The following is an 8293-nucleotide window of genomic DNA, read 5'->3' on the forward strand; positions in this document are numbered from 1 at the left end:
CCGTGCCGGTTCTCAGGCGAGGGTGCCGAGGAGGCGGAGCCGTTCCGCCGACTCGGTGCCCTCCGGCGCGCCGCTGAAGATGATCCGCATGCCGGGGTCGTCGGTCAGCCGGACGATCTCCTCGTCGAGGATCATGCTGCCGACCTGGGGATGGCGGTACTCCCGTACGGAGTGGACGCAGTCGCTGACCGGGTGCTCGGCCCAGATCCGGGCGAAGTCCGTGCTGCGGACGCTCAACTCGCCGATGAGCGCGTGCAGTTCGGGGTCGTCCGGGTGACGGGCCGCCGCGAAACGCAGGTAGGCGGTGATGTCACGTGCCTGCCTCTCCCAGTCTGGAAAGAGGTCCCGGGACGACGGATCGAGGAACGTGATCCGCGCGATGTTCACCGGGGGCTCGCCGGATTCCGGGTCCGGCGCGGGCAGCCCCCAGAGGGCGTAGCCGAGCCGATTCCCCCCGAGGAGATCGCCGCGGCGCCCCACGATGATCGCCGCCTGGCCGGCCGCCGCGTCGACGAGGGCCCGCACGCCGGGGCGTACGCGCTCCGGCTCGCCGTCGCGCCGGGCACCTCGCGTCGGCCGGGCCAGGCCCCGCAGGTAGGCGCGCTCGTCCGGCGTGAGCCTGAGCACGCGTGCCAGCGAGTCCAGGACCGAGTCCGAGATCTGATGGCTCTCGCCCTGCTCCAGCCGGGTGTAGTAGGTGACGCTGATGCCGGCGAGCTGCGCGAGTTCCTCACGCCGCAGGCCGGGCACCCGGCGCTGCCCGTACACGGGCACACCGGTCTCCTCGGGGGTGAGCGCGGCGCGCCGGCTACGCAGGAACGCGCCGAGTTCCGTCGCGGACGACCAGCTTCCAGTCATATCCCCCAGTGTGGTGAGGAGTCCGCAGCCGTGCCTACCCATGCCGGGGATACCCACCGCGCGGACGTTCCGGCCACGGCCACGAACGCCGCGATCGGGCACGGACCTCCGCGCCGCCCGGGCCTGCCGTCCACCCGCCTGGGTATCCACGGCGTTGTCTGGTTGGGCGTCCGAGGCGGTTTCACAGTTGGGGGCATGAACCTCACCCATCCGCACCCCGACCTTCGTGAACGACGCTCCCCGGAGCAGGACGCCTCCCCGGAGCGGGACCTCTTCGCGGTGACGGCGGCCACCAGCGCCACCGGGTCCGCCGTGGTGCGGGCCCTGCTCGACCACGGGGCTCCGGTCCTGGCCGTGGGGCGCGACCGCGAGCGCCTGCACCCGTACGCCGAGCGCGGCGCCCGGACGCACGTCAGCCCGCTCGACGACGAGGAGCGCCTCACCGCGGCCGTCGCCGACGCCACCGGCGCGTTCGTGATGCTGGCGCCGGGCTTCATCCCCGACAGCCCGGACTTCCAGGCGTACCAGCGGGCGGCGATCGCCGCGCAGGCACAGGCCGTCCGTAACGCGTACCGGCACGGGCGTCTGCGGCGGGTGGTGACGCTCAGCGGGTGGGCGGCCAACCATCCCGGGGCCAGCGGCCCGGTGTGGGGCCTGGAGCGCCTGGAGCGGGCCATCGACGCCACCGGCGTACCGGCGGTCCACCTGCGGGCCGGCTGGTTCATGGAGAACCTGCTCCCCGACATCGCCGCGATCCGAGCCACCGGCGCCACGGGCGGGCTCCTGCCGCCCGACCTTCCCCTCCCGATGGTCGCCACCTCGGACATCGGGCGGGTGGCGGCGGAGTTCCTGCGCGGCGTACGTCCGTTCGTGCCCGGTCCGGTCGAGGTGACCGGCCCGGCCGACCGGACGCTCGCCGAGGCCGTCCGGCTCATCGGCGCGGCCGTCGGCAGAACGGCCCGGTACGAGGTCCGGACCGCCGACGATGTCCGCGCGGCGTTGAGGGCCGGCGGGTTCTCCGACCACATGGCCGACGGCACGGTCGCGATGACCCTCGACGTGGCGCACGGACGCATCCGGATGCGCCGCCCCGCCGGGACGATCGTCACGACGACCACCCTCGAGGAGTTCGTCCGGGCCGCCGTCACCACCTCCTGACCACTCCCCATACGCACGACGGACAGAAGGACCCCGATCCATGCGCAGCCAGTCGACCCAGGCGCCCGGCTTCCAGCGGTTCCGCATCGGCAGCCGCCTCGTCACCGCCCTGTACGACGGGTACGTTCCCATCCTCGCCGCGGACCTGCGGGGCGCGCCGCGGGAGCAGGTGCGGGCCCGTCTCGCCGACGCCCACCTCCCCGAGGACGGGGACCCGTACACCGCCGTCATCGCCTTCCTCGTCGAGGAGGACGGCCGCCACGTCCTCGTCGACACCGGCAGCGGCAGCACCCTGGGGCCGGACACCGGCCACCTGCTCGACAGCCTGTCCGCCGACGGCGTCACCCCGGACGAGATCGCGCACATCCTGATCACCCACCTGCACCCCGACCACTCCGGTGGCCTCGTCACCGCGGACGGCGAGGCCGTCTACCCGCGCGCCACCGTTCACGTCGCCCGCGACGACGTCGCGTACTGGCTCGATCCGCAGCGGGCCGCGCGGGCCGAGGGCGTCCAGCGGGAGATCCACGAGGCAGCCCTGGCGAGCCTCGCCCCGTACCGGCGGACCGGCCGTCTCGACGCCTTCCACACCTCCGAGGTGCTGCCCGGCGTGCGGGCGCTCGACCAGCACGGGCACACGGCCGGCCACACCGGTTACCTCTTCGGCGAGGGTCCCGAGGCGGTGCTCTTCTGGGGCGACACCGTGCACAGCCACGCCGTCCAGCTGCCGCACCCGCAGGTGTCCATCGCGATCGACAACGCACCGGATCTCGCCGTACGCGCGCGAGGCACGGTGTTCGACCTGGTCACCGCCCACCGCTGGTGGGTGGCGGCGGCCCATCTCCCGTTTCCCGGCCTGGGGCATCTGCGGCGCACCGACGAGGGGTACGCCTGGGTGCCTGCCCACTTCCGGCCCCTGCCGGCGGTCGGGTAGCGGGCGCCGGGTCACGCCGCCCGGCGGCGCGGCCCCCGCGCCGCCGCGGGGCGGTCGTCACACCCGTCGCGAGAGCACTACCGCGGCGAGACCGGGGACGCACGGAACGACCAGCAGCCAGCCCAGCAGCGGAGCCAGACCGACGTCGCCCGAGGTGTCCCGGATGGTCAGTGCGGCGATCGCCACGCAGAGCCCGAGCGTGAGCAGCGCGGTCGCCAGCCAGGTGGCCCAGCGCTTGCCGGCGTGGGTCGCCCAGATCGTGCCCGTCCAGCCGAGGAGCCCCAGCGCCCCGACCACGGCCAGGATGACCAGGTACGCCGTGACGGCGGCGTCGACCGCGTCGGGCGCGTAGCCCGGGTAGCCAGCCCTGACGTGGTCCGCCAGGACGGCGCGGTCGAGGAAGGGGACGAGGGCGGCGATCGCGGTGAGTCCCGCCCCGGCGTACATCAACGTCAGCGTGGTCCGGGTGCGCGATCTCTGTTCCGGCGTCGGCATGGCACGGCCTTTCAGACAGTCACTTTCTCCAGCGAGCGACTGTACGAAGCCGGCCCGAGACAGTCAACGGCAATACGGGAGCCACTTTCTTGAGAAAGTGACTTCCTGATACGGTGAGGCACATGACCGGGCTCCGGGAGCGCTGGCGCCTGAAGACCATGCGCACCATCCAGGAACGCGCCCTCGACCTCTTCGACGAGCGGGGGTTCGGCGCCGTCACGATCGAGGAGATCGCGGCCGCCGCCGAGGTCTCGCCCTCGTCGGTGTACCGCATCTTCGGCACCAAGCAGGGGATCGTGGTCACCGACGTCGAGTTCGACAGCATGAGCCCGGAGGCGCTCGAGAGCATCCTGGACCCCGCCGATCCCATCGGCAGTCTGCTGCGGGCCGTGCGTTCCTACGAATCGCCGGACGCGCCGAGCTCCGGCACCGCGGGTGACGGTCCCCAGGCCAACCGGAGCCCGTGGCGCAGGGTCCGCTACTTCTTCGCCGAGCCGTCGGTGCGCATGGCCGTCTGCGCCACGCTCGACCGCGCCGGCGAGCGGATCGCACCGCTCATCGCGGCGACCGGGCAGATGAGCGCGGCGCAGGCCCGCGTGGTCGCGAAGGCCCTCGCCTTCGGCTACTTCGCGGCACTGGAGCAGTGGTACCTCGACGGCGGCGAGCGTCCCATCGCCGACTACGTCGAGGAGGGCATGCGACCACTGCGCCGCATCTGGGCGACGCCGCAGCCGTCCTCGGGGGCCGACCACCCGGCCTGAGACGGGCGGGCCGGTCCGGCGACCCCGAGCCGGGCGGCATCCGCGTCCGCGCCGGCCGCGTCACCGCTCGTCGTACCGGCGGCGGACGCGCGGGAGCAGGGCGCGCCAGATGAGCCGCCAGGCGGGCCCGGGCAGGTGTCTGCTGCGTTCCTCGTGCGCCACGCGTCCGCGGGGATGGGCCGCCCACCGCGCCGAGCCGGGATCGTAGTCGCGGCGGTACTCGATCGCGCACACGTGCTTGACGCTCTTGTAGCCGTACAGGGCCGGGGCGACCAGGCGGACCGGCGCGCCGTGTGCGAGGCCGAGCGGGGCGCCGGCGAGGCGGTCGGCGAGCAGCACGTCGGGGTGGAGGGCGTCGTCGAGGCGCAGGCAGGCGCGGTAGCCGTCCAGGCCGGTGACCGTGACCCAGTTCGCCGAGCGGGCGCGCCCCACCCGGGTCGCCAGTGTGTCGTGGACGTCGCGGAAGCGTACGCCCTCCCAGCGCAGGTCCAGCGCGCTCCAGGTGGTCACGCAGTGCAGGTCGCCGCGTCGGGCGTGCCGCCGGTGGGCACCCATCAGGTCGGCCAGGTCGATCTGTGTCGGGCGGGCCACGGCGCCGGTCACCGTGACCACCGGGCGGGCCGGCGGCTGCGCGCGGACGCGCGCGTACTGCGGCAGGCCGAACCGGCGGAGCGCCGCCGGCGTCTGGCCCGGTGGCAGCCGTCGTCCGGCGGGACCGTCGCTCATACCGCCTCCTCCGACAGTTCTAGAGCGTCCTTTCTAGATCGTAGGCTCTAGAATGTCTCCGTGGCCAGGCCCAAGCTGCACAGCGACGACGCGATCCTCGACGCCGCCCGCGACCTGCTGGTCCGGGGTGGGCCGGGCGCGGCGACCACGGCCGCGATCAGCTCCACGAGCGGCGCGCCGGTCGGCTCGCTCTACCACCGGTTCGGCTCGCGCCCGCAACTGCTCGCCGAGGTGTGGCTTCGCACCGTCCGCCGGTTCCAGGCCGGCCTGCTCGCCGCCGCGACCTCGGGCACCGCGATGGAACGAGCGCTCGCCGCGGCCGACTGGACCGTCGAGTTCGCCCTGCGCCACCCGGCCGACGCCCGCCTGCTGCTGCAGGCCCGCCGTGAGGAGCTGCTGGCCGACGCCGACCTGCCCGCCCACGTCCGGCAGTCCCTCACCGACCTCAACAAGCCCGTGATCGACCTGCTCCGCGGGCTGGCCGCGGACCTGTTCGGCGCGCCGACACCGGCCCGACTGGAGCGGCTGGCCATCGCCGTGGTGGACGTGCCGTACGCCGTCGTCCGCCGCCACCTCAGCCGTGGCACCTCACCGCGCGTCGACCGCGACCTCGTCTCCCACGCCGTCCGCGCCCTGCTCGACGCACCGGCCGGCTGACCGCCCGCGACGTCGGACCCCGGGGCGGCGCTCGGGCGCGCGGCGTCTCGACCTCGACGCGATCGGGGACGGCGCGACAGTCGCTCATCGGGGTCATCCGGGGAAGGCGTGGGAGCCGAAGCGCCCCCACGCCACGAGGACGGCCAGGGCGAGCAGGACGAGATTCGCCATGACCGGTTGGGTCTCGCGGCGGCGCAGGTGCATGGCGGCGGCGCCGACCATCAGCGACGCCAGGCCGACGGCGGCCAGCGGTACCAGGACCGGCGCGACGCCGAGCGCGGCCGGCAGGATCAGGCCTACCGCGGCCAGGATCTCCAGGACGCCGATGACCTTCACGGCGGGGGTGCCGAGGTCGTCGAGGACGGCCATGCCGGAGGCGACCAACCTCTCCTTCGGCTGGATCAGCTTCATGGCCCCGGAGGCCAGGAAGGTGGCGGCGAGCAGTCCCGCGACGACCCACAGGACGATGTCCATGAACGTTCTCCTCCGGACGGTGTGCGGTGCGCCAGCTCCGCTGGCGGTTCAGCGGTACGACGACGCGGGCGAGCCGGATGTGAGGTGGCGTGCGAACCTCACAGTTGCGCGCCGTACGCCGTCGAAACCGGTGAGGGCAGACGCGACCGAGGGAGCCGCCAGCACCATGAGTGACCAGTCCGAGCCCGGCCGACCCGATCCGAGACTGAGCGCCGTCCTGGGGGAGCGGCGTCGGCTGATCGACCTCGCGTACCGGCTCCTCGGCTCGGTGGCCGACGCCGAGGACGTCGTGCAGGAGACGTACGCCCGCTGGTGCGCCATGCCGGACGCACAGCGGGATGAGATCGCGTCGCCCGCCGCCTGGCTGACGACGGTCGCCGGTCGCGTCTGCCTGGACGTGCTCCGCTCGGCCCGGGTCCGCCGGGAGCGATACGTGGGCGAATGGCTCCCGGAGCCGCTGCCCGACGCCACCGAGTGGATCAGCGGGCGGTCGGACGGCGCGCCGCCCGACCCGGCCGACCGGGTCACCCTCGACGAGTCGGTCACCATGGCCTTCCTCGTCGTGCTGGAGTCGATGACACCGGCCGAGCGCGTCGCGTTCGTCCTGCACGACGTCTTCCGCTACTCGTTCGCGGAGGTGGCCGGCATCGTCGGCCGTACGCCGGCGGCCTGCCGCCAGTTGGCCTCGTCGGCCCGCCGCCGCCTCCGCGCGGCGCAGGCCGCCCCCACGCCCCGAGCCCGGCGCGTCGAGGTCGTCAGGGACTTCAAGCGGGCGTGGGAGGCCCGGGACATCGACGCCCTCGTCGGTCTGCTCGACCCGGACGCCACCGCGGTCGCCGACGGCGGCGGCATCGTCGACGCCGAGTTCCGCCCGATCCGCGGTGCCGGGCGGATCGCGCGGGCGCTCGCCGACATCGCCGGCCGGGAGTACGGCCTGACGATCCTCGAACGGACGGTCAACGGTCAGCCCGGCCTGGTGGTGCGGCAGGGCGGCGTCACCGGCACCGTGATGGCCTTCCACGTCACCGCCGGTCGGATCACGCACATCTGGGCCGTACGCAACCCGGACAAGCTCCGGTCGTGGCCACCGGGCGGCACCGCGGTGGCGGGGGCTCGTACGGTCGACAGCAGCACCGAGGGATGAAGGAGCAGCACGGGTGATTCCTGGGACCCGCCGGACCGCCGTGACGGTCGCCGCCGCGCTCGCGTGCGCCGCGCTCGCCGCCTGCTCGACGAGCGGCGCGCCGACCGCGTCCCGGTCGGGCGTGCCGTCGAGCCCGGCCGCCTCGGTATCGCCGGCGCCACGAGCGGCGCCCGCGGCACCGGACTTCGGCCGGCTCGAAGCGCGGTTCGACGCCCGGCTCGGCGTCTACGCCGTCGACACCGGCACCGGGCGCACCATCGAGCATCGGGCCGACGAGCGGTTCGGCTACGCGTCGACCTTCAAGGCGTTGGCCGCCGGGGCGCTGCTGGCGGCGACGTCCACCACCGAGCTGGACCGGGTGGTCCGGTACACGGAGGCTGACCTGGTGACGCACTCGCCGGTCACCGAGCGGCACGTGAAGACGGGGATGACCCTGCGCGAGCTGGGCGACGCCGCCGTCCGGTACAGCGACAACACGGCGGCGAACCTGCTGTTGCGGCGGCTCGGCGGCCCGGCGGGCTTCGAGCGGGCGTTGCGCGAGCTGGGCGACCGGGTCACCGATCCGGAGCGGTTCGAGACCGACCTCAACGAGGCGACCCCCGGTGACCGGCGCGACACGAGCACCCCTCGGGCCCTCGCCAGCGACCTGCGGGCGTACATCCTCGGGGACGCCCTCGCGCCCGAGGACCGGGCCGTGCTGACGGGGTGGCTCAAGGGGAACACGACGGGCGACACCCTCATCCGGGCCGGCGTCCCGGCCGGCTGGCAGGTGGGCGACAAGACCGGCTCCGGCGGGTACGGCACGCGTAACGACATAGCGGTGGTCTGGCCGCCCGACGGCGCCCCGATCGTGCTCGCGATCCTCTCCAGCCGGGAGGAGAAGGACGCCAGCTCGGACGACACGCTGATCGCCGAGGCGGCGAAGGCCACGATCGAGGCCCTGCGCCGGTAGCGGCCCGCCCGTTACCTTTTTGATCGTCCCCAGCCGGGGACTGCTCGGTCGCCCGGCCCGGTATGACTTACTGCCCCTGTCGTACGGATGATCCGGGGGGTGTTGTCGCCGGGTCGGGTGGCGTCGACGGACCG

At 74.0% G+C, this 8293-nt stretch carries 10 protein-coding genes; 6 read left to right on the plus strand and 4 right to left on the minus strand.

Annotated features, from left to right (window positions below):
• Positions 1-12 precede the first annotated feature (12 nt).
• A complete protein-coding gene (locus D7I43_RS17260; protein WP_120329528.1) occupies positions 13-858 on the minus strand; it encodes a helix-turn-helix transcriptional regulator in 846 nt (281 codons plus the stop codon).
• Between the two features lie 195 nt (positions 859-1053).
• Between D7I43_RS17260 and D7I43_RS17265 the strand changes: the two genes are divergently transcribed.
• Positions 1054-2016, plus strand: a complete 963-nt coding sequence (locus D7I43_RS17265) for an NmrA family NAD(P)-binding protein (RefSeq protein WP_120329529.1) — start codon at positions 1054-1056, stop codon at positions 2014-2016.
• A gap of 40 nt (positions 2017-2056) precedes the next feature.
• Positions 2057-2950: an MBL fold metallo-hydrolase gene (locus tag D7I43_RS17270; RefSeq protein WP_120329530.1), complete on the plus strand. Its 894-nt coding sequence runs from the start codon at positions 2057-2059 to the stop codon at positions 2948-2950.
• Positions 2951-3007: 57 nt separating this feature from the next.
• Here the strand turns inward: D7I43_RS17270 and D7I43_RS17275 are convergent, their stop codons facing one another.
• Complete coding sequence (locus D7I43_RS17275; RefSeq protein ID WP_204985223.1) at positions 3008-3397, minus strand: hypothetical protein; 390 nt, start codon at positions 3395-3397, stop codon at positions 3008-3010.
• Positions 3398-3567: 170 nt separating this feature from the next.
• On the opposite strand from D7I43_RS17275, the gene D7I43_RS17280 reads away from it, so the two are divergent.
• Entirely contained in the window at positions 3568-4206 is a 639-nt protein-coding gene (locus tag D7I43_RS17280) for a TetR/AcrR family transcriptional regulator (RefSeq protein WP_120329532.1), read from the plus strand.
• Positions 4207-4266: 60 nt separating this feature from the next.
• On the opposite strand, the gene D7I43_RS17285 is transcribed toward D7I43_RS17280, so the two are convergent.
• Complete coding sequence (locus D7I43_RS17285; RefSeq protein WP_120329533.1) at positions 4267-4932, minus strand: molybdopterin-dependent oxidoreductase; 666 nt, start codon at positions 4930-4932, stop codon at positions 4267-4269.
• Between the two features lie 60 nt (positions 4933-4992).
• Here D7I43_RS17285 and D7I43_RS17290 point away from each other — a divergent pair, with 60 nt between their 5' ends.
• Positions 4993-5589, plus strand: coding sequence for a TetR/AcrR family transcriptional regulator (locus tag D7I43_RS17290; protein WP_120329534.1), 597 nt, complete (start codon positions 4993-4995; stop codon positions 5587-5589).
• A 93-nt stretch (positions 5590-5682) separates the two neighbouring features.
• On the opposite strand, the gene D7I43_RS17295 is transcribed toward D7I43_RS17290, so the two are convergent.
• The gene (locus tag D7I43_RS17295; protein WP_120329535.1) at positions 5683-6063 is read right to left on the minus strand and encodes a DoxX family protein; all 381 of its coding nucleotides are present in this window, start codon (positions 6061-6063) and stop codon (positions 5683-5685) included.
• 166 nt (positions 6064-6229) lie between these two features.
• Here D7I43_RS17295 and sigJ point away from each other — a divergent pair, with 166 nt between their 5' ends.
• Together sigJ and bla are read left to right on the plus strand one after the other, a co-directional pair.
• Positions 6230-7207, plus strand: a complete 978-nt coding sequence (gene sigJ, locus D7I43_RS17300) for an RNA polymerase sigma factor SigJ (protein ID WP_120329536.1) — start codon at positions 6230-6232, stop codon at positions 7205-7207.
• A 13-nt stretch (positions 7208-7220) separates the two neighbouring features.
• Positions 7221-8159, plus strand: coding sequence for a class A beta-lactamase (gene bla, locus D7I43_RS17305; RefSeq protein ID WP_120329537.1), 939 nt, complete (start codon positions 7221-7223; stop codon positions 8157-8159).
• Positions 8160-8293 lie beyond the last annotated feature (134 nt).

Origin of the sequence: Micromonospora globbae, from assembly GCF_003610785.1 — a bacterium.
Lineage (GTDB): Bacteria > Actinomycetota > Actinomycetes > Mycobacteriales > Micromonosporaceae > Micromonospora > Micromonospora globbae.